Origin of the sequence: Streptomyces sp. NPDC057002 (assembly GCF_042673825.1) — a bacterium.
Taxonomy (GTDB): Bacteria; Actinomycetota; Actinomycetes; order Streptomycetales; family Streptomycetaceae; genus Streptomyces.
Genome location: NZ_JBHURZ010000002.1, coordinates 960,433 through 985,375 on the forward strand (window position 1 = coordinate 960,433; position 24,943 = coordinate 985,375).

Here is a 24,943-nt window from a genome sequence, read left to right on the forward strand (position 1 = left end):
TGACATCACATGGATTCGGCATACGACGACTTTGTTCCGTCCGCGCCGGAGCTGTTCGGCTCACGTACCCGGCCTCACCTCACCGCGTCTTCCGGTAACGGACGACTCCGATTCCCACCGCCGGGCCGATGAGAATGGCCGCCGGTGTCCCCAAGGCTTGTGCGGCGTCGGAGCCGCCCAGGAACATGACGACGGCGATCACGGCATAGAGGGCGACAAAGGCAAGGACAAAACTGACCCAGGGGTTGGTTGTCCGTCCGCCTTCAGAATTCATGCTCCCGTCCTTCCTGAAAAGGTGGGCAAGCCCGGGGCCTGCCCACCTGGTGATATCGGATCGACCGTCTACGACAGCCATGCCTCCACAAGACCAGCGGTATTGGCACCCGCGGCGGCGCAGCCCGCGGTCGCCAGGAACCCTGTCGACGTACCCACCGCGGCCTCACATGCCCCACCCACGACCACACCGGCCGCCAGGCTCGCGGCCCCCTGAGCCGCACCGGTGATGTCGCCGCTCGCGAGATCCTTGCCGATCGCCACGATGTCCAGGGCATCGCCTACGTAGCCGAGCCCGTCGGTGATGGTGCCGAGGCTGAGCAGCCCGTCGGGGTCGATGCGGTTGACGGGGTCGCCTTCGGCGTAGAGGTAGGGGTTCTTCTCCTGTCCGGAGGGGTCGGGGCTGGTGAAGCGGCCGATGTTGGGGTCGTAGTAGCGGGCGGAGAAGTGGTACAGGCCGGTGGGGTCCTGGTAGCCGCCGGCGAACCGGTAGGGCTGCGGGGCCTTCTCGGTGGTGGTGCCGCGCTCGACGCCGCGGGGGCTGTAGGCGTAGGTGTTCACCTTGGTGCCGGTCTCGTCGGCGAGTGCGATGACGGAGCCGATGGCGTCGGTGAGGTAGTAGTACGACTTGCCCTCGGTCGTCATGGAGTTCAAGGTGCCCCCGGGTTCCCGGTTGAATCCCATGTCCACGCCCGCGGTGGTCCTGGCGGACAGGCCGAGAGGGCCGTTGTGGAAGACGGTGTCGCCGAGCTTGATCCGCTCGCTCTGGTCGGTGGAGCCGTACTGCCCGGCGTAGGTCTTGCCGCCGACGCTGATCGATGTCAGCTGGTTGTGGTCGGACCAGGTCCCGCCGGTGCGGGTGCCCTCGGGGGTCGAGGCGCCGGCGGTCTCGTTTCCGTTCTTGTCGTAGGACCAGTTGGCGGTGGAGCCGTTCTTGGCGGTGATCTGCTGGGCGTCGTTGACGGTGTACGTCGTGCCGCGCGGGCAGCCCTGCTCGACGCCCTGGCTGGTGAGATTGCCGGCTTGGTCGTAGCAGTACTGCCAGGAGGAGTTCAGCGTGGTGCCCTTCTCCTCCTTGGCGTAGGAGAAGCGGCCGGCGCTGTCGTAGGTGTGGGTGGTCTTCAGGCCGGTCACCGCGTCGGTGCGGGTGCGGATCTTGGTGCCGTCCCTGCCCGCGTTGGAGTAGGAGTAGGCGAGGTCGACCAGGGTGCCCTTGGGGGAGGTCGCCTTGATCTTCTCCGGGCGGCCGGACTTGTCCGGGGTCACCTCCTGGACCGTGCCCCCGGGGTAGGCGGTCGTGGTCCGGAAGTCGTTGGCGTTGTACTTGTACGTGGTGGTCCTGCCCGTCGGGTCCTTCAGCGTGGTGAGCTTGTTGACCTCGTTCCACGAGTAGTCGGTGACGCCCGCCGGGTCCTCGTAGGTGTCGACGTTGCCCGCCGGGGTGTAACTGAGCCTGGTCTGCGAGCCGTTCTGCAGCGTGCGGACCGTCTCCCGCGACAGCGGGTCGAACTCGTACTCGGTGACACCGGTGCTGTCGTCGCGCTGCCTCAGGTTGCCGTCGCCGTCGTAGTGGTAGCGCACGGTGTCGTGGGTGGAGGACACCTGGATGACCCGGTCACGGTTGTCGTAGGTGTACACCGTCTTGATGCCGCGTCCGTCGGTCATGGTCTCCGGTCGGCCGAGGGCGTCGTAGGTGTACGTGGTGGCACCGAGGGGAGCCGGCGGGGTGGCCTTGGACAGGTTGCCCTTGGTGTCGTAGGTGAACGACGTGGACACCGACTTGGTGGCCGACATGGCCGTCGTGGCCTTGCAGATCTGGCCCTCGAACCCGCCGCAGGTGGCGGTCGCCGGGTTGCGGTCGAAGGTCCGCTTGCCGCCGCCGGTGCCCGTCACGGCGACGGACTTGGTGTTGCCGGCGGTGTCATAGGTGTAGTCGCTCTTCTCGCCGTCGGCCGTGGTGAACGAGCCCGGCAGGTCCGCGCCGGCGATGGTCTGATACCCGGTCAGCGTGGCGGTGGCGCCGGTGGGCAGCTTGGCGGAGGTGGGGTTGTTGCGCGCGTCCCAGCCGTAGTCGGTGACGTTTCCGGCCGTGCTTCCTACGCCCATGGCGTCCTCGGCGGTGTCGAGGTTGTGGTTGGCGTCGAACGTCCGCTTGCGCGAGTGGCCGAGGGCGTCGGTGACCTTGGTGACGCCGCCGTCGGTGTTGTGCTCGTGCTTCGTGGCGTGCTCTTCGGGGTCGGTGACCGTTGTCGTCCCGGCGGCGGACGGGTCGGCGTCGGAGTACGTGTAGGTGTAGGTCGGGCCGGTGTGCCCGGTGCCGTTGAAGTCGGTCGCGCGCAGCATGGAGCGGACGCGGTTCTGGTCGTCGTAGGCGAAGACCGTGACCCGGCCCTCCGGGGTGGTGATCTTCGTGAGACGGCGGGAGGAGTCGTAGCCGAAGACGGTCGACTTGCCCTCGGTGTCGGTCGTCTTCTCCAGGTCCCCGGTCGCGTTGAGGTCGAAGACGGCGGTGCGGCCGGTGTGGTCCGTGGCCTGCCACTGGGCGGCGTCCGTCTTGAGCAGGTCGATCCACCGGCCCGAGCGGGTCTCGGTGAGCTTGAAGCCCTTGTGCTCGGTGCCGTCGTCGTGCTGGGCGACGGTGATGGTGCCGCGGTTCTTGTCCGTGACCTTCGTCAGGGTGCCGTGCTCGTCGTAGGTGTCCTTCGAGCCCGACTTGCGGTCGGTCAGGGTGTAGGTTCCGTCGCCGTTCTTCTTCAGGTCCTTGGAGTAGCCCTTCGGCGTGGTGAAGGTGCCGTCCGCGTTCTCGGCGAAGCGGACGGCGGCGCCGGTGGCGTCGTAGAACACGACCTCGTCGCTGAAGAGATGCAGGTAGCGCTCGTACTCCTGCCACCACCGCTGGGACACCTTCCCCCACGGCGCGTCGAAGGAGTTGTACGTCCGCGCCAGACGCAGCTTCTGCCCGACGCCGGCGACTTCGAAGTCGGTGGCGGCGAGCATCAGGTTGCCGGTGGAGAGGTTGATCCGGGCCACCAGCGAGTCGGTGATCCGGAATTCGGAGATTTCGTGCCACGGAACGGAGCCCTGGCCTTCGGGCACGTAGACCTCCGCAGCGGCGTCTGCTTCCGCCGACCCGGACGGCGCCTTGGGCGACTTGGGAAGCTCACCGGTGCGGGCTCGTTCCTTCTGCGCGGCCCGCCACGCCGCTCGCTCCTTCGTCGGCGCGGCCTCGGCTTCCCCGGGCACGGGCTTGGTCTCGCCGACCTTCACCGGCGGCACCCTGAAGTCGGTCTTCTTGCCCCACGCCGAGGTCGGTCCCGGATCCGCCGGCGCCGGCGCGGCGAACACCGGCGCCACCGGGGCGACCAGCAACAGCGCCGCCACGGCCGCCACCAGTCCATAACGGGTTGATCTGCGGGCACGCCGAATAGGCGTGCTTCCAGCACGCGAGTGCATCAGCTTCCCCCCACAGGAAGTCAGACCCGGCCACCCCTGCGGTCACCGGGGCCACACAACCTGACACAAGAGACACAAAAGCCGGGCGGCGTCCCCTTGAATCGCACTTTCATTCGAGCCGGAACCGGCCCAGCCGCTTAGACGGGGTGGAGGCATGCATTCTTGGGCATTGGCTCCCAAAGGCGGGGGAGAATGATCAATTCAGCTCCCGCTCACCTCCGCGGCATTGGCCAGAATTCTTCGCCCGGTTTCCGCCCCCGGGTTGGGGCCCGGGTGCGGCATGTGGAGCCAGGCGAGTCAGCGGCGCACACCTCTAGACATCCGATCTCTTCCCCGGCGACGATGTTCGCGCCCCCGAAGGGTGCCGATGTAGCTGTCACTTCCTCCGTGAAAGAGCCGATGAATGGGCCGGGAGATCTCGCCGTGATCAATGAATCCCAACCGCAGCGACGAAGTGTTCTCAAAGCCGGCGGTGGTCTGGCCTTCGCGCCTCTGCTTGCTCAAGTGGCCGGTGGAACTCCCGCGGGGCAGTCCGTTGCCGCCGGGGCCGAGGGTGCGGCGGCCTCACAGTGGCCGATTCTGTCGCGCGAGGCGCTGACCTACTCGGTACCCGCACAGGACTGGCAGTCGCAGGCACTGCCGATCGGCAACGGCCGGCTCGGTGCCATGCTCTTCGCCGATCCCTTCGAGGAGCGCGTCCAGTTCAACGAACAGAGCCTGTGGGGCGGTGTCAACAACTACGACAACGCCCTCGCGGGCAAGCCGGACAGTGAGTTCGACACCGGCATGGCCGGCTTCGGCTCGTACCGGAACTTCGGCGACGTCGTCGTCACCTTCGCTCCTCGTGCGAGCCCGAAGGTCACGGCTCCGGGCGGCCCGTACAGCAGCTCCTCCTCGGAGGGCGTCGACAAGACGTACGACGCTGACTCGAGCACCAAGTGGTGCATAGATGGGCCCGGTTCGAAGGTCCGGTGGCAGGTCGAGCTTCCCGAACCCGTCGTGGTCGCGTCCTACCGTCTGACGAGCGCCAATGACGTGCCGCAGCGCGACCCGCAGGAGTGGACGTTCTCCGGTTCCGCCGACGGCGTCGCCTGGACCCCGCTCGACAGACGCACGCTGGAAGCGCCCTTCGAAAGCCGCTTCCAGACGAAGGAGTTCACCTGTGCCGACCCCGCGGCCTACCGGTTCTACCGGTTCGACTTCGTCCCCAAGGCAGGCGTCAGCCACTTCCAGGTGAGCGAGATCGGCCTGTCCGGTGTCGACCTCGGGGCGGGCGGCGCCCTGTACCTGTCGTCGCCGAGCGGGCACTCCAAGGGTTCCGGCACCACGGACATCTCGAGTTCGGTGGACGGTGACCCGGCCACGGTCTGGCGGATCGACGCCCCCGCACCAGCGGTCGTATGGCAGGCCGAGTTGACCCGCGCGGTCGTCGTCACCTCGTACACGCTGACGGCGGCACCGGACCGTCCGAAGGACGACCCCCGGCGATGGCGGCTGGAGGCGTCGCAGGACGGGGCCGCCTGGACGACCCTCGACACGCAGAACCCCGGAGCGCCGTTCGCCGGCCGTGGCGAGACCCGGACCTTCCGGATCGCCAACAGCACGGCCTACCGCGTCTACCGGCTCACTCTGAGCCCCGGCACGTCGTCCACCGGCTTCCAGATCGCCGGGATCGCGCTGGAAGGCAAGGGCTTCGACACGCGCACACAGCGGACGGTCGTCGACTATCGGCGCAGCCTCGACTTCGTCAAGGGACTGCACGTCACCCGCTTCGGCACGCCGGGACGGCGCGTCCTGCGGGAGGCCTTCGCCAGCCGGTCCGCGGACGTCATGGTCTTCCGCTACACGTCGGACCGCGCCCGTGGACTCTCCGGAGCGATATCGCTGACGTCCGGACAGGACGACACTGAGACGACCGTCGACGCCGGCGCCCGCCGGATCGCCTTCAGCGGTGTCATGGGCAACGGCCTCAAGCACGCGTGCACCGTCCAGGCCGTGCACACCGACGGCGACCTCCGCGCGGATGGACCGGTCCTCCGCTTCAGCGGCTGCACCACCCTGACCCTGCTCCTGGACGCCCGCACCGACTACAGGCTCGACGCCGCCGCCGGGTGGCGCGGACCCGATCCGGAAACGGGCATCGCCAGGGCACTCGGCAAGGCGGCCTCCCGGTCCTACGACAAGCTGCGCGAGAAGCACATCGCCGAGACGCGCGCCCTCATGAAGCGTGTCTCGGTCGACTGGGGCAGCTCCGACGCCGCCGTGGTCGCTCTGCCGACCGACGCCCGGCTGGCGCGATATGCGGCGGGCCGTCAGGACCCCACACTCGAGCAGACGATGTTCGACTACGGCCGCTACCTGCTGGTCAGTTCCTCGCGCCCGGGCGGCCTTCCCGCCAACCTCCAGGGCCTCTGGAACGACAGCAACCAGCCGGCCTGGGCCTCCGACTACCACACCAACATCAACGTCCAGATGAACTACTGGGGAGCCGAGACGACGAACCTGCCGGAGTGCCATGAGGCACTCGTCCGGTTCATCGAGCAGGTGGCGGTACCCAGCCGCGTGGCGACCCGCAACGCCTTCGGCAAGGACACGCGCGGCTGGACCGCCCGCACCAGCCAGAGCGTCTTCGGCGGCAACGCGTGGGAGTGGAACACCGTCGCGAGCGCCTGGTACGCGCAACACCTCTACGAGCACTGGGCGTTCACCCAGGACCTGAGCTACCTCCGCACCCTCGCCCACCCGATGATCAAGGAGATCTGCCAGTTCTGGGAGGACCATCTCAAGGAACGCGAGGACGGACTCCTCGTCGCACCGAACGGCTGGTCACCCGAGCACGGGCCGCGCGAGGACGGCGTCATGTACGACCAGCAGATCATCTGGGACCTGTTCCAGAACTACCTCGACTGCGAGGCGGTCCTCAAGGCGGACCCCGCCTACCGGGACAAGGTCGCGGACCTGCAGGCACGCCTCGCGCCGAACAAGATAGGCAAGTGGGGTCAGTTGCAGGAGTGGCAGGAGGACATCGACAGCCCCACCGACATCCACCGCCACACCTCGCACCTCTTCGCGGTCTACCCGGGCCGCCAGATCACCCCGAAGACGCCCGAGTTCGCAGCCGCCGCCCTCGTCTCCCTGAAGGCGCGATGCGGCGAGAAGGAAGGCGTGCCCTTCACGGCCGCGACGGTGTCCGGCGACAGCCGCCGCTCATGGACCTGGCCCTGGCGGGCGGCTCTCTTCGCCCGCCTGGGCGACGGGCAGCGCGCCCAGATCATGCTGCGCGGACTGCTGACCTACAACACGCTGCCCAACCTGTTCTGCGACCACCCGCCCTTCCAGATGGACGGCAACTTCGGCATCTCGGGCGCCGTGGCGGAAATGCTCCTGCAGAGCCACGACGGCGTCATCCACCTGCTGCCCGCCCTGCCGGACGACTGGAAGCCCAAGGGCTCCTTCACCGGACTCCGTGCCCGTGGCGGTTACGAGGTCGGCTGCGAGTGGCGCGACGGGAAGGTCACCTCGTACAGCGTCACGGCCGACCGGGCGCGGAACCAGAGGAAGGTCACCGTACGGGTGAACGGCATCGACAGGAAGGTGAAGCCGAGCAAGCCCTGAGTGAACCGAGGGACGCGGGGGCCGTGAAATCCGGCCCCCGCGTCCACCTGTGCCCGGCCGCCGGTCAGGGAGTGCCGGGCGATGCGCCTACGGCGCGTCCACCACCGTGCCGTCGAGCACCGGGCCCTCCACTTCGTCGCCGTCGTCCTCCCAGATGGACAGCCGCATCCGCAGCGACTCCTCAGGCTCGCTCACCCCGTCCACGACGGTGGGTACGGTCAGCTCCGTGCTCAGCTCTCCCGCGGGTACGGCGATGTCCGGGTAGAAGACCTCCACCTCGGACAACGGCCGGGCAGGTGTCGGTGACTCGCCGGTGTTCTGCTCGAACCATTGCGGGTCGACGTCGGTGCTGGACAGTTCCGCGCCGCCGTCGACCCCCGCGAACGCGGCCTCGAGCCAGAGATCCGTGTCGGCGACCGCGGACTGCTCGATCCGCCACTTCAGGCTCTGGCCCTCGGTGACCCGGCCCGCGAGCGGTGTCGCCCTGAACGTGGGCATCGGGTCGTCGTCCGTCACGGTCAGGCCGCCGAGGTGGTTGCCGACCACTGCGCCCCGGACGGCCTTCGCGAACACGTTGTGCGTCGAGCCGTAGCTGAAGCGGGTGTTGCCGCGCACCTCGACAGGGACGTCGACACTGCTGCCGGGACGCACCGTCACCAACCGGGACGTGACCTCACGGGTCTCGGGGTCCGCGACATAGAGCCTGATCCGGCCACTGCCCTGCCCGGAGAGCCGCACCGGCACCTTGAGGGTCCGGACGCCGGAGTCGCCCTCGTCGGCCGTCAGCAGGCCGATGTCCACGCGGGGCAGCGCGACCGGCCGTACCGCCGCCATACCGGGGCGCCAGCCCCAGGCGTCCATCAGCCACGCCTGTCCCGATCCGCTGCGCGGGGTCAGTACCAGGGACTTCACCCGCTTCAGGTCCAGCCCGCCCGCCTTCGCCGCGGTCAGCGGAACGCGGACCTCCTGCCCCCAGTACGAGGCCGTCCGGTCGGAGCCGGGCAGTCCGTGGAGGCGGATGGCACCCAGCTTCGCCTGCCGGCCCGCCGAGTCCGTGAGGGACACGTCCATACGGGTGCCGGTGGTGTTCGGCGGCACGATGACCCGCAGGGCCAGCGCCTCGGCTCCGCTCAGGGAGACCGGCCGCCCTGGCCGCACCTGTACCGCGGAACCCGGCGCCGACCAGTCGAACGCCACGGCGTCGCGGCCCGGTTCCCGCTCCGTCTCCCACTCGGCGAAGTGCGGGGACCTGCCGGGGTTCTCGGGGTCCAGGCAAGCCGTGGCGGGGTCGGGGTCCACCTGTGCGCACAGCCGGCCGCCGTCCACCGTGACCGGGGCGTCCGGCAGGAACGCGGCGGTGCGCCGGGCACCGACGGCGTGCGTCAGGACCCGCGCGGGGCCCGCGGACGGTGCGCGGACGCCCGAGCCGTCCAGCAGCGGCCGGACCCGGTCGTCGCCCGCGACGAACAGCCGGGCCGCGGCGGCTATGTACGTCGAACCGGCGGCCTGCTGCCGCTCGGCCGTCAGCCGGGTCGCGGTGCCCGGCGTGCACACCGGGTCCGGCGGCGTCTCCTCGTCGTGCCAGAAGTCGTCGTTCGCCGGTGCCTCGGCCTGTCCCGGGGTCCACTCGGTGTTGAAGTAGTTGTGGTTGGCGCCGACCATGTAGACCGCGCTGTGCAGGGCGGCACCACGGCTCACGCCGCGAGTCCCGTCCACGTAGATCTCGCCCTGCAGGTCGGCCACGTCACCGTCGCAGCCCGGCAGGATCGTCATGGACGGCACCTCGGGAGCCGGGTTCTGCCCGAAGACGGTGGGGCCGATGAGGACGGTCCCACGGACCTTCCAGCGCACCGGACCCCGGTAGCCGTCCTTGTCCGCGGGCGGCTTTGCGAGGCTGTCCATCGCGGCCCGGTTCACGCCCTCGCCGCCGCGCGAGTGACCGACCAGCAGTACGCGCGACAGGTCGGCCCGCGCGGCCTTCCGTACGATCTCCGGTGCCTTGGTGCGTCCGGCGCCCGACCAGTCGGCCCAGCGGGCGAGGTGCTGCCGTACGAGGGAGGAGCGGGCCTGGGTTCCGGCGTCCTGCGCCGCGTAGTCCTGCCCGTTGACGCCGTTGGCGGATATGGACACCGTCACATACCCCTGGGACGCCAGGAGTTTCTGGTCGTGCAGATAGCCGCGGTGGCTGGGTATCGGTTTCGAGCCGGTGGGGCAGGGCCACGCGCCGAGTGCCTCACCGTCCGCGCCCCCGGTGAAGCAGGTGGCGTGGCGGCCGTGCAGGAAGAGGGCCAGCGGCCGCTTGCCCGGGGCGCCGGCGGGTGCGGTGACGGTGGCGCGCATCTCCACCGGGGCGGGGAAGTCGGGCAGTTTCACCGACTTCAGCGTGTACTCGCCGCTGACCGTGCGGTACGGGCCGGGGACACCGGGGTCCACGGAGTTGGCCGGCGGCAGGGCCGCCGGCTCCGCCGGCTTCACCTGCTTCTTCGCGGACCGGCGCTTCGCGTCGGCCTTGACGCCGGCCTCGTCGAGACGCCGCCCCGCGGCCCGCACCTGCAGGTCCTTCGAAGACCCGAGCGTCACGCCTTCGAGGCCGAGGCGGAACGTGTGCCCGTCCTTGCCGGGCACGGGCCGGCCCAGGAACCGGTCCCCGGAGTAGAACTCGACGGCCGCGTCACCCATGGGTACGGGTCTGTCCGAACGCCAGGTCAGCTGCTGACCGGATCTCTTGCCGGTGATCTGCCAGCCCGCCGGCAGGCCGGGGCCGGCGTTGGGGTCGGCGTCGGGGTCGGGGTCGGCGGATGGGGTGGACGGAGTTGAGGGGGTGGGGGCGGCGGCCGGTTGGGCGTGCGCCAGTCCTGGCGACCCCACCACCACCGCCAATAAGGCCGCAGCGGCGACCCATGTGCGCCGAACATGGTTCAACGTGCTTCTCCTCCGGATGGGCTCCTGCGCCCGGGACACCACAGCTGTTCCAGGTGTCCCGGGCGCCTCTTTCGTTCCTTAGGAGAAGATGAGAAAGAAGGGTCGCAGGGTTGCTCGGAATTGATCGTCTACGGCGTCAAAGCCAGCCAATCGCAGAGGAGTTGCTCGGCCACACAGGCCGGGCGAGGAACACCGGTCAGGACAGGATCTCGATGTATCCGTCGGTTCCGTGCACGCGGATCCGCTGCCCGTCGCGGATCAGCCGGGTGGCCTGCTCCACGCCCACGACGGCAGGCAAGCCGTACTCCCGGGCGATCACCGCGCCATGGGTCATCAAGCCGCCCACCTCCGTCACCAGGCCCGCGATTCCGACGAACAGCGGCGACCAGCTGGGGTCGGTGAAGGCCGTGACCAGGATGTCGCCCGCTTCGAGATCGGCGTCCGCCATGTCGAGGACGACGCGAGCCCGCCCCTCGATGGTCCCGGCGGAAACCGGGAGGCCGATCAGGGCACCGGCCGGCACGTCGTCGCGCCGGTACGCCCCGGAGAGGGCCTCACCGTCCGAGGTGAGCACCCGGGGCGGTGTGAGCGCGTGGTACGACCGGAACGCCTCCTTGCGCCGCTGGACGAGCTGGTCGTCCACCCGGTGCGAGCGCACCACATCGTGGAGTTCCTGGAACGTGAGGTAGAAGATGTCCTCCTTCTCGGGAAGCACGCCGGCCCGCACGAGGCGCCCGGCTTCCTCCAGCAGCGCCCGCTTGTAGACGAAGGAGCGGCTGACGATGCCGTACTTCGGGTACTCCCGGTACCCGATGAAGGTTCTGACGCGGTCGATCATCCGCTTGGCCTCGTCGGCCTTCCGCTCCCCGTCCGGCAGGGCCCGCAGGAGCGACAGCACGTCCTGTTCCTTCTCCCGCGCCTTCCGCCGGCCTTCCTCGAAACGCCGCTCGGCGGCGCCCGGCTCGAAGTTCCTGACATTGTCGAGGATCACGGGCACGAGCGTGGTGGGGCGCTCGCGCCAGCGCGGCCTCGTGATGTCGATCTCGCCGACGCAGCGCATGCCGTACCGCTCGAGATAGGCCTCGATGGCGTCGCGCGCCTCGGTCCCGCCCGCGAGCTTCGGCAGCTCGTCCAGGAAGTCCTCGTCCTCGACGTCCTTCAGGAACGCCACCAGCTCCGGATACGGGCGGATCACGTCCGCGACGTCGAGCAGCGCCAGTCCCATCTCCGAGGTGATGTTGTCGGGGGCGGACAGGGTGAGCGTGTCAGCCGCGTTCTTCTCGCCCAGCCACTCCCGCAGCTTGTCGTTGAGCCACCATGTGGCCTCCATCCCCGCCATGATCGCCTGCATGCTCAGCGGATCACTGAGGACTCGCCTGTGCTCCTCGAAGGCCTCCAGCAGGAAGTCGAACAGCGCAGGGCCGGTCTTCGTCCGGATGTCGTCCTCCAGGGCGGCGACGGATGCCTCGCTGCGCTCGATCAGCTCGGTGACGACGGCCGGATCGGTCTCGATCGGGGCGGGCGCACCTCCGGCCGGCGGCCCGCCGGGAGTCGCGTCCGGGAGCGACGGGACGAAGTCGTCGCGGTCGAGGACGGTCTCCAGAGCGTCCCGGGTCAGCGGATCGCCTTTCCCGATGACGTCCAGGAGCCCGGCGCGGCTCGCGGGCGAGGCCAGGCGCTGGGTGACGTCGACGAACAGCCTCCCGCCGGCCTCGTGCATCGGCACCATGGCCATCAGCTGCCAGATGGAGAGCCCCAAGGGCTTCATGGGGTCGGTCATCATCTGCTGATGGCCGACGGACACGTAGACGTGATTCTCCTGGTCGCCGGTCTCGGGGATGGGGAACAGCGTCGTGATCGGCCGGCTCTGCACGATCTGGAAGTCGTCGTCGACCAGGCACCATTCGATGTCCTGCGGGCGGCCGAAGTGCGCCTCGATCCGCCGCCCGAGCTCCACGAGCCGCACGGCCTGCGCATCCGTCAGCGCCGGCTGCTCCTGCCGCCGAGAGTCGATCGCCACTTCCTGCGTACCGCCGTCCGGCAGGGCGTGCACGGCCCGCTCTTTGGCGGCGATCGCCCTGGCGACGACTTCGCCGTCCCGCACCTTGAAGACATCCGGGTTCACCACGCCGGAGACCAGGGCCTCGCCGAGGCCGAAGCCGGCGTCCACGGTGGCGACCTTCCGGTTGCCCGTGACGGGGTCGGCCGTGAACAGGATGCCGGCCGCGTCGGGGAAGACCATCCGCTGCACGACCACGGCCATGTGGACCGTACGGTGGTCGACGCCGTTGCGCTGACGGTAGGTCACGGCCCGCTCGGTGAACAGCGAGGCCCAGCACCGGCTGATGTGCCGGAGGATCGCCGTCGGCCCCACGACGTTCAGGTACGTGTCCTGCTGGCCGGCGAAGGAGGCCGTCGGCAGGTCCTCCGCCGTCGCGCTGGAGCGTACGGCGTAGGCGGCCTGCTCGCCGAGCCGGGTGAGCGGGCGGGTGATCGCCGCCGCGAGCTCGTCCGGGAGGGCGATCCCTTCGATGTCCCGGCGAATCTCCGCGCTGAGTGTGCGGATCGCGTCCCGGTCGTCCGGGTTCAGACGCGACAGCCGGTCGATCCGATCGTCGATCGACGGGGCTTGCGCCATGATCCGCCGGAAGGCGTCCGTCGTCACGCAGAAGCCGGCCGGAACGCTGATGCCTTCGATCCGCGACAGCGCGCCCAGGTGTGCGCCCTTGCCGCCGACGACCGAGACCTGTGTCTCTTCGACCTCTTGAAGATCCCACACATACTGTCGAGCCTCATCAGTCGACAACACGCGCATACCGTGCCCCCTATATCCCCAGGTTGTGGCCTCGGCCGGAGATTCTGTGCCATCACCGGGGTCTTGCCGCAAGCCCCCCGGTGCGCTATAAGTTGAGAAGGGCAAGGAGAGATCTCCTTGCCTTTGTTTTTTGTCGTGAAGACCATTCAGAACGAGGAAGCCCCGCGCGCACTTCCGTGGCCCGCACGCTTCGCCGACCGTGGGTACACGAGGGTCCGCCGGATCGGCGCCGGTGTCGAGGGCGTCGTCTACCGACTGGACGAGGGCCGGGTCGCCAAGGTGTGGAGCGGTCGGCCACCGGCCGGATTCGAGCTCATCCGCCAGGTGTACGAGGACATCGCGCGGCACGCACTGCCGTTCGCCACCCCGGAGATCTTCGACGCCGAGGAGCACGAGGGCGTCCTGGTGACGTACGAGCGCGAGCTGCCCGGTGTCTCGATGCGGGCGGACTCCGCGCACACGGACTACGAGCGTGAGCTGCCCACCCGGTACAGCGACGGGCTCCTTGCCGTGCTGCGTGGCCTGGCCTCCGTGCCCGGCACCGACGCCATGCGCCAGTTGACCGTGGAGGGCGACGACCGTCCACTGTGGCGGGATCACGACCGCTTCCAGAACGCGCTCGCGGCCCTGGTCGCCCGGGCCGCAGCCCGGCACGGTGCCGCCCTGGCTGTCCATGTGCCGGACTTCGACGGGGGAGTCGAACGCACCCAAGAGGCACTGCGGTCGCTCCCCGACGCCCCGGTGAGCGCGATCCACGGCGACCTCGTCCCGCCCAACATCCACGTCGACGCGGCCGGCCGGCCCGTCGCCGTACTGGACTTCGGCTTCTACACGACCGCGGGCGACCCGGCCTTCGAAGCCGCCGTCACCGCTGCCGTCTGGGACATGTACGGGCCACACGCCGAGGAGCACACAGCGGAACTCACCCGGCTCTTCGCACACGAGCTCGGACACGCGCCGGCGACCCTCGCCGCCTACCAGGCCGCATACGCCCTCACCACGTACGACCTCTTCGGCCCGGACGACAGCGACGGGCACTTCCGGTGGTGCGCCGAACAGCTGCGCCGCAACGCCGTGTTCAGCGCGTAGCGCGGCGGCCCCGGCCCTCCCTCCTGCACGATGGGTCGCTGCTACCGCGCCTTCCCGGAGCCTCGACAGCTACGGCACGTCGTCCATTCCGACCTGTAGCCCTCCTTCATCACGGAGTACTCCCGGGTCAACGTCCTGCCCCGGCCCCGGCAGTCGAGACACGCTCCGGCCGGGAGCTCTCGCGTGTACTCATAGATCGTCCAGACGATGCCCACCACAATGATGAATACGAGCCAACCATCCATGACTCCTGCGTAGGCGCGCCCGCGCCGGTCGCCAAGCTGCCGACTCATGGCGCCAGGCGCGTTTGACGGGCGCGCGGAAGCAGTCGCTGCAAGATTTCACTGGGCGGTCACGCCGAAGGCCAGTACCGTGCGGGGCAGGCCGGAGGGGGGTGGGCTGGTGCGTCCGGTGTTGTTGCTGGATGTGGACGGACCGCTGAATCCGTATGCCGCGAAGCCGCACCGACGGCCTGAGGGCTACGAGACGCACCGGCTGCTGACGCCTCGTTGGGTGGCCGCCGAGCGGCGCCGGCTGACTGAGTGGGGGCTTCCGAACAGGCCGGTGAAACCGCTGCGTGTGTGGCTCAACCCGAGTCACGGCCCGGCCTTGGACGCGCTTCCCTTCGACCTGGTGTGGGCGACGACGTGGGAGGAGGAAGCCAATGCCTTCATCGCCCCGGTTCTGGGACTTCCCGAGTTGCCCTTCATCGTCTGGTCCTCGGTGCGGGGCGGGGGCGGCGCCGGTGTGTTCTGGAAGACGCCGGAGATCGTCGCGTGGGCGCGGGGCCGGGCGTTTGTCTGGATCGACGACGAGATCACAGAGGCGGATCGCGCCTGGGTGAAGGAGCATCACGACGGTCCCGCGCTACTGCACCGGGTCGATCCTCGGCGCGGCATCGTCGAAGCCGACTTCGCCGGATGTCATGAGCACGACTGCCTTTCCTCACAAGGAGGTCGATCATGCACGTCCGTACGCTGACCGGCGGCCTGGCCGCCGCTTTGGTGATGTCCTTCTCCCTGGCCGGTGGCCAGGCCGTGGCCGCTTCACCCGACGCGGAGGGCGCTCCCCTCGCCGCCCGTGTCCTCCTCTACGACGCCAGCGGTTCCGCGGAGTTCAGGAGCGCGGTGGACCGGGGCGCGGCCATCTGGAACGAGAGTGTCGACGCCGTCGAGCTGCGGCCGGCCGCCGCCGGGCAACGCGCGAACATACGGGTGCTCGCGGACAACGGCTGGCCGCGCGCCCTGCCCACCACCCTGGGCAACGGAACCGTCTACATCGGGCGGCAGGCCGTGAACCAGGGCTACAACACGATTCGCATCTCCGCCCACGAACTCGGGCACATCCTGGGCCTGCCCGATCGCAAGCCCGGACCGTGCTCGAGCCTGATGTCCGGCTCCACCGCGGGCACCGCGTGCACGAACCCGTACCCGAACGCGGCGGAGAAGACAGAGGTCGAGGGGAACTTCGGCGGCGCGCTCGTCGGGCCTGCCCCGGCGGCACGTGCCGAGGTGATCGTGGACTGACTCGTGCCGCACCACACCTGAGGAACGCCCGCCCCCGTAACCGGGGCGGGCGTTCGCGCGTCGGGCCTCCTCCTCGCGGCCCGCCGGCGATGACCCCACGCGCCGGGAGGCGGCGCGGGAGACCCTGATCACGCGGGTCCTCGCCTACCTCCGCGCCCACCTCACCGAGCCGGATCTCACGCCGCAGCGCGTCGCCCGGGCGCACGGCATCTCCGTGCGCACCCTCTACCGGCTGTGCGAGGAAGGCGGACTGAGCCTCGAGAAATGGGTCATCCGCTGCCGACTCGAGGGCGCCCGCGAGGACCTGGCCGCAGCGGAACAGGCTCATCGCACCGTGGAAGCCATCGCCCGCTCCTGGGGCTTCACCCATCCCGCCCACTTCTCCCGCCGCTTCCGCGAGACCTACGGCACCAGCCCCAGCACATGGCGAAGACACTCCCTGGACGACCTGTCCCGCCGCGCGGCGCCTCCACCGTGATCAGCGTCCGGTAGGTGGCGGTGTCCGGGGGTTCGCCGACCGGGCGGTCCTCCGCCTCCACCCAGGCGTGGGCGGCGAAGGGCGAGGTGCGTACCCCGGAGCACCAGGTGGGCCAGTGGCCGTGCATCCGGCACAGCAGGGCGGTGGCCAGGGAGCGGGGGAGGCAGTAGCGGCCCGCGCACAGGATGCTGACGGCGGTCACGTCCTGCCGGGCCCGGAGGGCTTCGCCGTAGCGGGCGGGCCGGGCGCCGCGGCGGGCCAGGCGCAGGGCGGTGCGGATACGGCGGGGCGGCAGGAGCGCGATGAGCCGGGCGGCGGCGACGGCGGTGCGGGCGGCGATGCGGCGGCCCACCGGCGGCCGGACGCCGCCGGTGTCCAGGACCTGGCTCACCGGCCGGTCACCAGCGCTTCCTTGAGGAGGTGGCCGAGGAGGGCGGTGACGTCGGCGGCGGCCCGCTCGCGGGTCACCGGGCGGGTCGCGGCCAAGCGGCCGGCCACCTGATCCGGTGCGGCGCCGTCGAGGAGCGCCTTGACGACGAGTGCGCCGGTGCCGTTGAGCTGCCAGTATCGGCCGGTCCGCTCGTCGAGCAGCACCATGCCGTCGTCCGTGGGGCAGGCGGTGACATCAGGGCGAAGTCGGTGCAACGTCCTTCTCCTGTGCGTCGTGTCGGGCATCGTGGTGTTCCAGGTCGCGCAGCCAGCCCTCCGCGCCGAGCGTGGCCTCCAGCTCCGGGGCCCCGCCGGCGAGCAGTTGGGGCGAGAGCAGGGCCCGGCGCAGGTGATCGGCGTCGGCCACTCCCGCGGCCACCAGCCGGGAGTCCTCGGCCCAGGCGGCCAGGGTGGGCCGGTGCCGGCGCAGGCCCTCCCGCCATTCGGGCCCGCAGTGGTCCTTGGTGGTCCGGCGCAGGATGTGGTCGGGTACCAGGCCGTCCATGGCGGCGGCGAGCAGCGGCTTGTACGACCAGGGGGTCGCCGCCTCGTGCGGCCGGGCGGCCAGGGCGGCGTCGATGACGGCGTCGTCGCAGAACGGCGCATCGGCGGGCAGGCCCGCGAGCGCGGCGCGGTGGGTGAGATGCCCGGCGGCCCGGCCTGCCTGCCGCGCCGTCCGGATCCAGGCGTGCCGGCCGCGGTCACGGTGCAGCGGTTCGGCCTGGTGCGCCGCCGCGCGCAACTGCTCGCGGCACAACTCGACCGCCTGTGCGCTCGCCCATGCCGGGAGCCGCGGGCCCGGGCCCCAGCCCAGTGACGTCGGTGCCGCCGGCGAGAGCAGCTGCTCAGCGGCCTGGGTGAGCCACGACGCGTACGAGCGGCCCTCCACCAGGGCGCGCACGGTCGCCCCGAGCGGCCAGCGGTGCCGCGCGCGACGCCCGGCGGCATGCCGAAGCCCGGCCGCCGGCGAGTGCCGCAGCAGCCCGTGCAGATAGGCGGGCGGCGGCTGGACGACATGGTCGCCGCCGTGTCCCGACAGCCGCCGTCCGGCGCCGCGCGCGAGCATGGCTTCGGCCAGGTGCCGCTGTTGTGCCCGGTCGCGGAGTGCCGCCGTCGGTTCGTCGGCGGGCTCGCCGTGCTCGTCGAGCCCGCTGAAGTGGTCCGGCAGACCGGCGGAGGGGAACACCAGATGCTCGAGGCCGGGCAGACGGCCCGCGGCATGGTCCGCGTAGGCACGGTCCTGGTTGGTGGGCGCGCTCCAGTCCAGCGTGACGGCGACCAGCCGCGCGCCCGCCTCGGCGGCCAGGAAGCACAGCGAGGTGGAGTCCATGCCGCCGGACAGATCCGCGCCCACCACATCACCGGGGCCGGCCCGCAGTGCGACCGCCCGGCGCAGTGCCTCCCCGAGACCGGCGGCGGCCTCGGCCAGCGGCAGCTCGGCCACGGGCGGCTGCCACCAACTGCGCGTACGCACCCGGCCGTCCGGCCCCGACTCCAGGGCCTGCCCCGGAAGTACGCCGTGGACGCCGCGCCACAGAGCACCCCCGGCGAGCGGGTGCGGGACGCTGCCACCGGCCAGGCGCAGGGCCAGCTGCGCGGTGTCCAGTTCGGCTCCGGTCAGCCGGGCGAGTGTCAGCGAGCGGTCGGCACACACCGTGCCGCCCTCCACCTCCGCCCGGAACACCCTCCGCTGCCCCGAGTGACTGCCCCGCACATAGGTGTGCCCGGCGACCGAGACGACGACATGGAAACAGCCGTGGGCCCCCGACAGCGCCGCCTCGATGTGCGCCGGATCGCCGATCCGCCGGGCCCGTACGGCCAGCTGCGCGGGGTCGAGCGAGCAGGTCCCGGCCACGGCCAGCCGTACCGCGCCGGCGGTGCAGACGGTCATCTCCTCGCCGGTCCAGCGGCCGGCCAGCCACGGCCGGCCGGAGGGATGCGGCACGACCCGGAGCGCGTCCGGGCGGGTGGTGGCCCGGAGTCGGGCCATGACGCGGGGGTGGATGTCCCGGTCGGGGAGAACGACGAACCAGCAGCCCTGGGCGGAGCGCATGGGCCTCTCCAAGAGGGGGTGGGTGACTACGGAGGGGTGGGTGACGGGGCGGGCCGGGTACCGGCCCGCGGCGCGAGGGCCGCGGGCCGGTGCGAGGGCGTGGTCACTCGTCGTGGTAGAAGAACTCGCCTTCGGGTTCCCCGCCTCCCTCGCCCTGGGTGAGGTCGGCGTAGGCCCCGGCCTCGGCCAGCAGCGGCGGCTCGTAGAAGTCCACGGTCTCCATGGCCATGAGCGCTTCGTTCACAGCGGTCACCTCCGGTCGCGGGGCGGAATTCCCGCCCCCGGTCAAGCAGTTACGCATCCCGGAACCGGACGAGGCCAGGGGAACCCGGACAAACCCATCGTGTGAGGGATGAGAGACCGACGCCCGGCGTGTGCCGGGGAGGTGCACCGGCGCGCGGCCGGACTCCCGAACGCGCCGCCACCACTCACCTGCCCTGTGACGCCGGCGGCGTCAGGAGAGGCCCGATGCCCGGAACACCGCGTTCCCCGTCTCGTCGTCGATGCGGTGGCCGAGCCGGTCCAGGACGTCCGTACCGTGGCGCAGCGTGCCACGCTCCAGGGAGCGGCGGACGCCCGTGTCGAGTTCGTGCCAGAGCATGGGGTTGGCCGCGAGGATCCGGGGGTCGAGTTCCAGGCGGTGGCCGTAAGCGTCCCGCAGGACCAGGTGGGACGAGATGCCGTCGTACTGACGTACGGATGTCAGCGCGTCCGTACGGACGACGATCCGGCGCCAAGGGGTGCGTACCGCCAGCCAGCCGGGGCCCGCGCTGACCTGCGGCGGCAGCAGGACGCCCAGCACCGTGGCCGACAGGACGCCCCAGAGCAGAGCACGGAGAAGCGTCAGGCTTCCGCCGTCCCAGTCGACGAGAAGGCACATGGCGCAGAACACCAGGGCGCAGCTCACCGCGAGCCGCGCACCGTCACGCCAGTGCCGGTCGCCGACCGGGGCTGCCGGTGAGCTCCGTTCCATGCCCTGAAGGTAGGCGCCCGTAAGGGCTCTGTGGCCCCTGCTGACGGGGTTCTGGCGCCGCCAGGGCGAATATTGACGGGTTTCCGACGCGCTCGGCGCGGTCTGTCGATCCGTCGACCGGCTGCTTATGCTTCATGACGTTCCGGAACTCAGACCTCCGTACCGTCTATCGGAAGGGCTCCATGGAGAGGCTCCGCAGCGCGCAGTGGTACGAGGGACAGGACCGCAACGCCTACATACACCGGGCCTGGATGCGACGCGGAGCGCCGGGCGACGCCTTCACCGGCCGGCCTCAGATCGCGATCGCCAACACCGCCTCGGACCTGACTCCCTGCAACGCGCACCTGAACGAGGTCGCGGCCTCGGTCCGCAACGGCGTGTACGAGGCAGGCGGCATCCCGCTGGACCTGCCCGTGGTGTCGCTGGGGGAGACGCAGGTGCGGCCCACCGCCATGCTGTGGCGGAACATGGCGGCGATGGCCACGGAGGAGATGCTCAGGGCCAACCCCATCGACGGCGTGGTCCTGCTCGGCGGCTGCGACAAGACGATCCCGTCGCTGCTCATGGCCGCGGCCTCGGTGGACCTGCCCGCGGTCGTGGTGCCCGGCGGTCCGATGCTCAACGGCACCTTCCGTGGCGGCCTGCTGGGCTGCGGCACGGGTGTGTGGAAGCTGTCGGAGGAGGTCCGCGCGGGCACGCTCTCCCAGGAACAGTTCACCCGCTCCGAGTCGGCGATGATCCGCAGCCGCGGCCACTGCAACACGATGGGCACGGCCTCGACGATGGCCCTGGTGGCGGAGGCGCTGGGCACGGTCGTGCCGGGTACCGCGGGCATCCCGGCCCCCGACAGCCGTCTGCTGGAGGCCGCGCACCACACCGGCCGGCTGGCGGTGGACATGGTGGGCGCCGACCGGCGACCCGGGACGTTCCTGACCGAGGCGTCCTTCCGGAACGCCATCGTGGCGCTGGCCGCGATCGGCGGCTCGACCAACGCCGTCGTCCATCTCCTGGCCATCGCGGGCCGGTTGGGCATCGACCTGACGCTCGACGACTTCGACCGCATCGGCTCCCGGGTTCCGGTCCTGGTGGACCTCCAGCCGGCCGGGCGTTTCCTCATGGAGGACTTTCACCGCGCCGGCGGACTGCTCGCCGTCCTGCGCGAGGTGCGCGACCTGCTGGATCCCGAGGCGCTGACCGTCACGGGCAGGCCCTTGGCCGATTTCCTCGACGGCGCTGAGATCTGGGACGGCGAGGTCATCCGCAGCCGTGCCGAACCACTGGTCGCCGAGGGCGGCATCGCCGTCCTGCGCGGCAACCTCGCCCCCGACGGCGCGCTCGTCAAACCGGCCGCCGCCTCTCCGCACCTGCTCCGGCACCGGGGCCGGGCCGTCGTCTTCGACAGCGTCGAGGACTTCCACGCCCGGATCGACGACCCCGGGCTCGACGTCGACGCCGACTCCGTCCTCGTCCTGCGCGGCTGCGGACCCAAGGGCTACCCGGGCATGCCCGAGGTGTCGAACATGCCCCTGCCGAAGAAGCTGCTGGAACAGGGAGTTCGTGACATGGTCCGCGTCTGCGACGGCCGGATGAGCGGCACCGCGTACGGCACGGTCGTCCTGCACGTGGCCCCCGAGGCCGCGGCCGGCGGCCCGCTCGCCCTCGTACGAACCGGCGACTTCATCACCCTCGACGTAGCGGCGCGCCGTATCGACGTCGACGTCCCCGCGGACGAACTCGCCCGCAGAAGCCCCGGCAAGGCCACCGTCACCGGCTTCGCCAACCCCCGGCGCGGCTGGGAACGCCTCTACGTCGATCATGTCCTCCAGGCCGACACCGGCGCCGATCTCGACTTCCTCGTGGGCTCCAGCGGCTCCGAGGTGACCCGCGAGTCGCACTGACACCGGGTCACCTCGGGAACATCACCAGGTCACGGGCAACTCGGTGACACCGCCGGTGAGGGTCGTGCGCACCTCCAGCTCGTCCAGCTCCTTGGCGAGCCGCAGGCCGGGCAGCCGGCGCGCCAGGGTGGCGAACACGATGCGCAGTTCGACACGGGCCAGGCTCGCGCCGATGCAGAAGTGCACGCCGTGGCCGAAACCGAGGTGGTTGCGTTCGGGGCGGTCGGGGTCGAAGGTCTCGGCGTCGGTGTAGACGGAGGAGTCGCGGTTGGCGGCGTTGATCGACAGGACGACGGCGTCGCCGCGCCGGATGGTGACACCGGCGACGTCGACATCGGTGTGGGCGTACCGCAGCAGGCCGAGGTCGCCGGGCGCGCCCAGCCGCATGATCTCCTCGACGGTGGCGTTGACCCGGCCGTCGGGATCGGCGGTCAGCGTCCGCCACTGGTCGAGGCGTGTGAGCAGGAAGAGCGTGCCGAGGCCGATACGGTTGACCGTGGTCTCGTGTCCGGCGAACAGCAGCCCGACGCAGAGCTGGATCATGTCGGCGTAGTCGTAGTCCGCGTCGGCGCTCTGTGCGTGGACCAGGTCCGAGATCACGTCCTCGCCCGGCTGCGCGCGTTTCGCCTCGGCGAGTCCCGTCATGTACTCGTTGAACTCGTCCCGCGCCTGGTGGGCGGCGTCGCCGATGGCGTAGTTGGACATGCGCTCCGACAGCGAGGCGAAGCGCTCGCGGTCGCTCTCCGGCACGCCGAGCAGCCGGCAGATGACCGCGACCGGCAGCGGGAAGGCCAGCCCGGACTGGAGGTCGACGACCCCGCCGGGGGCGGCGGCGTGCTCGGTGATCAGCTGGTCGACGCAGTCGTCGACCAGGCGCTGGACGTGATCGGTCAGCATCCGCATCCGCTTGGCCGAGAACGCCGGGGTCAGCAGCCGGCGCATCCGTGTGTGGTCGGCCTCCTCGGTGTCGTAGTTGCCGGTGGGTCCGTCCAGTACGGCGGCGGACGTCAGGCGTGAGGCACGTTCGGGTTCGGGATGGGAGCGGCCGAGTCGCTTGTCGCTGAGCAGGTCGCGGACCTCCTCGAAGCGGGTGACCAGCCAGGCGGGATCCCCGGCCGGGGTGGTGACCGGCGTGACGGGCGCCTCCCGGCGCAGCACGTCGTACAGCGGCGCGAGGTCGAGGACGTTCGGCCTGGGGAAGGGTAGTTGCTGACGCTCGGCGGTAACGCTCACGGCGCTCCTCCTGTGATCTCCGAATGCGATCTTCGAGCCGCCCCGACCGTAGCAGTTTGTTGGCAGTAACTGTCATTAAAGTTTCGGTCAGTCCTCCCATGGCGCGGGACATGTTTAGATCGCCTGATGGAGGACTTCGTGGCGGACAGCGGGCGTGTGCCCCGCCGGGGGCGGCCGCCGGTGAGCGACGAGCAGCGCGGGCGGCAACGCCTGGACATCTCCCGCCACGCCGTCCGGCTGTTCGCCGAGCAGGGCGTGGCCGCCACGTCCGGCGAGCAGATCGCGAAAGCCGCCGGGGTCTCCGAACGCACGCTGTGGCGCTGCTTTCCCACCAAGGAGAGCTGCGTCGAGCCGCTGCTCACGCAGATGATCGACGCCTTCCGGACGGTGCTGCACGCCTGGCCGCCCGAACTCGGCCTGATCGAGCACCTGCGTACGGCCTACCAGCCCGTCATCGACTCGTCGTCCGGCGCGGATGTCGAGGCGGTTCTCGCGGTGGTCCGGATGACCCACGGCGAACCGGCGCTGCGCGCCGCCTATCTGGTGCTCCGGGAGCGCGCGGAGGAGACGTTCACCGAGGTGCTCGCCGAACGCATGGGCATGCGGCCCGACACGTTCGACGTCCGTGTGCAGGCCGGCGTGATGAGCGCCGTGCTCAAGGTCGCGGCCGACGATTTCGCCCGCGAGACAGCCGGCCGGGGCATCACCCCGGAAGCGCTGGAACTACATCGCGACCACCTCGCCGACGCACTCGGGTTGGTCACCCGGGGGCTCTCGGGGCGGTAGGGCGCCGGGTCCTAGCGAGCCGGGTCGCCGTCGTACTCGCGGCGGGCCCGGTCGACCTTGTCCAGATTGCCGGCCGCCCACTCGGAGAGATGCGCGAAGAGCGGGGCGAGGCTGCGGCCGAGTTCGCTGATCTCGTACTCGACGCGAGGGGGGACCTCCGGGTGGTACGTGCGTACGACCAGGCCATCGCGCTCCAGTTGGCGCAGCCGCTGGGTGAGCACCTTCGGGGTGATGCGGGCGATGCGCCGTTGCAGTTCCACGAAGCGCTGCCGGCCGTGTGCGTGCAGGGTCCACAGGACAGGTGTGGTCCACCGGCTGAAAACGATGTCGACGACGGGCGAGATCGGGCAGGCGAGCACCGGTTCGGTCGTCTCGGACGCGGTCGGTGCGGCGTCGTCGGCCATGCGCTTCCCCCTTGGGCAGTCACTTTCCTGTAGGTACCTACTTTACTTCCGGTGTTAGCGTCCCCCTGTCCCGCCCGGACTTGCCGTCGGGCGGCGTCAACCACAGTGCAAACAAGGGGAGTTATTCATGATCGTAGTGACGGGGGCGACCGGCAACGTAGGCGGTTCGCTCGTACGGACGCTCGTGGCTGCCGGTGAGCGGGTGACCGCGACGTCCCGGAACATCACCGGCGCGGACGTGCCGGAGGGCCTTCCGCATCGCAGGGCGGACCTGACCGACGCCGAGAGCCTTCGCCCGCTTCTCGACGGCGCCGACGCGCTGTTCCTGCAGAACGGCGGACCCAGCGCCCATCTGCTGGATCCAGGGCACATCCTTGACGTCGCCAAGGCCGGGGGAGTCGAGCGGGTCGTGCTGCTGTCGTCGCAAGGAGTCGCCACGCGGCCGGAGTCGGCCTCGCACGGCGGAACGGCACGCGCCATCGAGGACGCCGTGCGGCAGTCGGGCCTGGACTGGACCGTCCTGCGCCCCGGCGGATTCCACTCCAACATGTTCGCCTGGGCCGAGTCGGTCCGCACCCGAAGGACCGTCGCCGCGCCGTTCGCCGACGTCGGCCTGCCCACGGTCGATCCGGGCGACATCGCCGAACTGGCCGCCGTGACGCTGCGCGAGAGCGGGCACGCCGGTCAGACATACGAGTTGACCGGGCCCGCGCTCAGCACGCCGAGGCAACGAGCCGAGTCGATCGCAAACGCGCTCGGCGAACCGGTCCGCTTCGTCGAGCAGACCCGTGCGGAAGCCCGGGCCCAGATGCTCCGGTTCATGCCCGAGTCCGTGATCGAGACGACGCTGGCCATCCTCGGCGAGCCCACCCCCGCCGAGCAGCGGATCAGCCCCGACATCGAACGGATCCTCGGCCGCGCACCCCGCGCCTTCGAGGCGTGGGCCCGACAGCACGTCGCGGCTTTCCGGTAGAGCCGGGGGATCGCTCTCCGGCG

General features: G+C 70.6%; 19 protein-coding genes. 8 read left to right on the top strand and 11 right to left on the bottom strand.

Annotation, left to right across the window (positions count from 1 at the left end; genetic code table 11):
* Nucleotides 1–79: 79 nt before the first annotated feature.
* Both ACFT32_RS12400 and ACFT32_RS12405 read right to left on the bottom strand, forming a co-directional pair.
* Nucleotides 80–274 (bottom strand): hypothetical protein, encoded by a 195-nt coding sequence (locus tag ACFT32_RS12400; RefSeq protein ID WP_382488376.1) that lies wholly within the window; start codon nucleotides 272–274, stop codon nucleotides 80–82.
* A gap of 68 nt (nucleotides 275–342) precedes the next feature.
* Complete coding sequence (locus ACFT32_RS12405) at nucleotides 343–3,663, bottom strand: RHS repeat-associated core domain-containing protein (protein ID WP_382488377.1); 3,321 nt, start codon at nucleotides 3,661–3,663, stop codon at nucleotides 343–345.
* Between the two features lie 567 nt (nucleotides 3,664–4,230).
* Between ACFT32_RS12405 and ACFT32_RS12410 the strand changes: the two genes are divergently transcribed.
* Nucleotides 4,231–7,341: a glycoside hydrolase N-terminal domain-containing protein gene (locus tag ACFT32_RS12410; RefSeq protein WP_382488378.1), complete on the top strand. Its 3,111-nt coding sequence runs from the start codon at nucleotides 4,231–4,233 to the stop codon at nucleotides 7,339–7,341.
* An 87-nt stretch (nucleotides 7,342–7,428) separates the two neighbouring features.
* Here the strand turns inward: ACFT32_RS12410 and ACFT32_RS12415 are convergent, their stop codons facing one another.
* Nucleotides 7,429–10,263, bottom strand: coding sequence for an alpha/beta hydrolase family protein (locus ACFT32_RS12415; RefSeq protein WP_382488379.1), 2,835 nt, complete (start codon nucleotides 10,261–10,263; stop codon nucleotides 7,429–7,431).
* A 196-nt stretch (nucleotides 10,264–10,459) separates the two neighbouring features.
* The gene (rph, locus tag ACFT32_RS12420; protein WP_382488380.1) at nucleotides 10,460–13,078 is read right to left on the bottom strand and encodes a rifamycin-inactivating phosphotransferase; all 2,619 of its coding nucleotides are present in this window, start codon (nucleotides 13,076–13,078) and stop codon (nucleotides 10,460–10,462) included.
* 135 nt (nucleotides 13,079–13,213) lie between these two features.
* Here rph and ACFT32_RS12425 point away from each other — a divergent pair, with 135 nt between their 5' ends.
* The 4 genes from ACFT32_RS12425 (at nucleotide 13,214) to ACFT32_RS12440 (ending at nucleotide 16,171) form a co-directional block, all read left to right on the top strand.
* The gene (locus tag ACFT32_RS12425) at nucleotides 13,214–14,167 is read left to right on the top strand and encodes a phosphotransferase family protein (protein ID WP_382488381.1); all 954 of its coding nucleotides are present in this window, start codon (nucleotides 13,214–13,216) and stop codon (nucleotides 14,165–14,167) included.
* 399 nt (nucleotides 14,168–14,566) lie between these two features.
* The gene (locus ACFT32_RS12430) at nucleotides 14,567–15,148 is read left to right on the top strand and encodes an HAD domain-containing protein (RefSeq protein ID WP_382488882.1); all 582 of its coding nucleotides are present in this window, start codon (nucleotides 14,567–14,569) and stop codon (nucleotides 15,146–15,148) included.
* Nucleotides 15,130–15,693 (top strand): snapalysin family zinc-dependent metalloprotease, encoded by a 564-nt coding sequence (locus ACFT32_RS12435; protein ID WP_382488382.1) that lies wholly within the window; start codon nucleotides 15,130–15,132, stop codon nucleotides 15,691–15,693. Before ACFT32_RS12430 ends, ACFT32_RS12435 begins: the two co-directional genes overlap by 19 nt.
* A 214-nt stretch (nucleotides 15,694–15,907) precedes the next feature.
* Complete coding sequence (locus tag ACFT32_RS12440) at nucleotides 15,908–16,171, top strand: helix-turn-helix transcriptional regulator (RefSeq protein ID WP_382488383.1); 264 nt, start codon at nucleotides 15,908–15,910, stop codon at nucleotides 16,169–16,171.
* Here ACFT32_RS12440 and ACFT32_RS12445 read toward each other — a convergent pair.
* The 5 genes from ACFT32_RS12445 to ACFT32_RS12465 all read right to left on the bottom strand — a co-directional run bounded on the left by ACFT32_RS12445 (nucleotide 16,056) and on the right by ACFT32_RS12465 (nucleotide 19,626).
* Entirely contained in the window at nucleotides 16,056–16,562 is a 507-nt protein-coding gene (locus ACFT32_RS12445; RefSeq protein ID WP_382488384.1) for a lasso peptide biosynthesis B2 protein, read from the bottom strand. The genes ACFT32_RS12440 and ACFT32_RS12445 overlap by 116 nt on opposite strands.
* Nucleotides 16,559–16,816 (bottom strand): lasso peptide biosynthesis PqqD family chaperone, encoded by a 258-nt coding sequence (locus ACFT32_RS12450; RefSeq protein WP_382488385.1) that lies wholly within the window; start codon nucleotides 16,814–16,816, stop codon nucleotides 16,559–16,561. The genes ACFT32_RS12445 and ACFT32_RS12450 overlap by 4 nt, the downstream gene beginning before the upstream one ends.
* Nucleotides 16,797–18,653: an asparagine synthase-related protein gene (locus tag ACFT32_RS12455; protein WP_382488386.1), complete on the bottom strand. Its 1,857-nt coding sequence runs from the start codon at nucleotides 18,651–18,653 to the stop codon at nucleotides 16,797–16,799. The genes ACFT32_RS12450 and ACFT32_RS12455 overlap by 20 nt, the downstream gene beginning before the upstream one ends.
* 103 nt (nucleotides 18,654–18,756) lie before the next feature.
* A complete protein-coding gene (locus ACFT32_RS12460) occupies nucleotides 18,757–18,897 on the bottom strand; it encodes a lasso RiPP family leader peptide-containing protein (RefSeq protein WP_215123733.1) in 141 nt (46 codons plus the stop codon).
* Nucleotides 18,898–19,107: 210 nt separating this feature from the next.
* Nucleotides 19,108–19,626, bottom strand: coding sequence for a hypothetical protein (locus ACFT32_RS12465; RefSeq protein WP_382488387.1), 519 nt, complete (start codon nucleotides 19,624–19,626; stop codon nucleotides 19,108–19,110).
* 182 nt (nucleotides 19,627–19,808) lie between these two features.
* Here ACFT32_RS12465 and ACFT32_RS12470 point away from each other — a divergent pair, with 182 nt between their 5' ends.
* Nucleotides 19,809–21,524, top strand: coding sequence for an IlvD/Edd family dehydratase (locus ACFT32_RS12470; RefSeq protein ID WP_382488388.1), 1,716 nt, complete (start codon nucleotides 19,809–19,811; stop codon nucleotides 21,522–21,524).
* Between the two features lie 21 nt (nucleotides 21,525–21,545).
* Here the strand turns inward: ACFT32_RS12470 and ACFT32_RS12475 are convergent, their stop codons facing one another.
* Nucleotides 21,546–22,757: a cytochrome P450 gene (locus ACFT32_RS12475; RefSeq protein ID WP_382488389.1), complete on the bottom strand. Its 1,212-nt coding sequence runs from the start codon at nucleotides 22,755–22,757 to the stop codon at nucleotides 21,546–21,548.
* Nucleotides 22,758–22,883: 126 nt separating this feature from the next.
* On the opposite strand from ACFT32_RS12475, the gene ACFT32_RS12480 reads away from it, so the two are divergent.
* Nucleotides 22,884–23,543: a TetR/AcrR family transcriptional regulator gene (locus ACFT32_RS12480; RefSeq protein ID WP_382488390.1), complete on the top strand. Its 660-nt coding sequence runs from the start codon at nucleotides 22,884–22,886 to the stop codon at nucleotides 23,541–23,543.
* Between the two features lie 11 nt (nucleotides 23,544–23,554).
* Here ACFT32_RS12480 and ACFT32_RS12485 read toward each other — a convergent pair whose 3' ends face one another.
* On the bottom strand, nucleotides 23,555–23,947 hold the full coding sequence (locus ACFT32_RS12485; RefSeq protein ID WP_382488391.1) for a winged helix-turn-helix transcriptional regulator: 393 nt from the start codon (nucleotides 23,945–23,947) through the stop codon (nucleotides 23,555–23,557).
* Nucleotides 23,948–24,074: 127 nt separating this feature from the next.
* On the opposite strand from ACFT32_RS12485, the gene ACFT32_RS12490 reads away from it, so the two are divergent.
* Nucleotides 24,075–24,920 carry an SDR family oxidoreductase gene (locus ACFT32_RS12490; RefSeq protein WP_382488392.1) on the top strand — a complete coding sequence of 282 codons (846 nt, stop codon included), beginning with the start codon at nucleotides 24,075–24,077 and terminating at the stop codon, nucleotides 24,918–24,920.
* Nucleotides 24,921–24,943: the final 23 nt, after the last annotated feature.

Coding starts and splice junctions, on each gene's coding strand:
- ACFT32_RS12400 (WP_382488376.1), bottom strand. CDS start 274: ATGAATTCTGAAGGCGGACGGACAACCAACCCCTGGGTCAGTTTTGTC.
- rph (WP_382488380.1), bottom strand. CDS start 13,078: ATGCGCGTGTTGTCGACTGATGAGGCTCGACAGTATGTGTGGGATCTT.
- ACFT32_RS12435 (WP_382488382.1), top strand. CDS start 15,130: ATGCACGTCCGTACGCTGACCGGCGGCCTGGCCGCCGCTTTGGTGATG.
- ACFT32_RS12455 (WP_382488386.1), bottom strand. CDS start 18,653: ATGCGCTCCGCCCAGGGCTGCTGGTTCGTCGTTCTCCCCGACCGGGAC.
- ACFT32_RS12465 (WP_382488387.1), bottom strand. CDS start 19,626: ATGGAACGGAGCTCACCGGCAGCCCCGGTCGGCGACCGGCACTGGCGT.
- ACFT32_RS12470 (WP_382488388.1), top strand. CDS start 19,809: ATGGAGAGGCTCCGCAGCGCGCAGTGGTACGAGGGACAGGACCGCAAC.
- ACFT32_RS12480 (WP_382488390.1), top strand. CDS start 22,884: ATGGAGGACTTCGTGGCGGACAGCGGGCGTGTGCCCCGCCGGGGGCGG.
- ACFT32_RS12485 (WP_382488391.1), bottom strand. CDS start 23,947: ATGGCCGACGACGCCGCACCGACCGCGTCCGAGACGACCGAACCGGTG.
- ACFT32_RS12490 (WP_382488392.1), top strand. CDS start 24,075: ATGATCGTAGTGACGGGGGCGACCGGCAACGTAGGCGGTTCGCTCGTA.